The organism is Escherichia sp. XD33 (assembly GCF_019375075.1).
Classification (GTDB): domain Bacteria; phylum Pseudomonadota; class Gammaproteobacteria; order Enterobacterales; family Enterobacteriaceae; genus Enterobacter; species Enterobacter flexneri_A.
In genome coordinates this window covers 1-662 of sequence record NZ_JAENDM010000278.1, presented here as the reverse complement: position 1 = coordinate 662, position 662 = coordinate 1, and the positions used below count along the sequence as shown (strand labels likewise).

1 pseudogene is annotated in these 662 nt (G+C 50.0%); it reads left to right on the top strand.

The features are described from left to right. Positions 1 to 662: pseudogene (locus K0778_RS28225) on the top strand (peptidase S74); the annotation flags it as partial.

Below are 662 nucleotides of genomic sequence, written 5' to 3'. Positions count from 1 at the left end.
TCCGCGACAGCAGCCAAAAAATCAGAAACCAACGCGAAAAATAGTGAGGCAGCAGCAAAGGTCAGCGAAACCAACGCTAAAGCGTCAGAGAACAAGGCGAAAGAATATCTCGACAAGGTCGGGGGACTCGTCAGCCCGATGACGCAATACGATTGGCCCGTTGTTACTGGTAGAGAGTCTTTTTACATCAAGATCGCGAAACTTTCCGATCCCGGAAGCAACAATTGCCATGTAACGCTAATGGTTACTAATGCCGGTAACTACGGCTCCCCTTACGGAAACATTGACTTTATCGAGATCTCGGCGCGCGGTCTGCCTTCTTCGCTTACTGCTGATAATGTATCCCGTTACCTGAGTATACGCCGTTTAGGGGCAACCGGGCTGACCGATGACAACCAGATGCGTTACGGCCTGGTTAAAGGTGATGGCTTTATTGAGGTTTGGGCCTTCCAGCGTGCATTTATCAACGGCGCAAAGGTTGCGGTACTGGCGCAGACGGCACGCACGGAATTATACATTCCAGACGGATTTGTTAAGCAAACCGCCGCGCCTTCTGGATATGTTGAAAGCCCCGTTGTAAGGATTTACGACCAGTTAAACAAGCCGACTAAAGCAGATTTGGGTCTTTCTAATGCTATGCTTACAGGCGCTTTCGGTCTTGG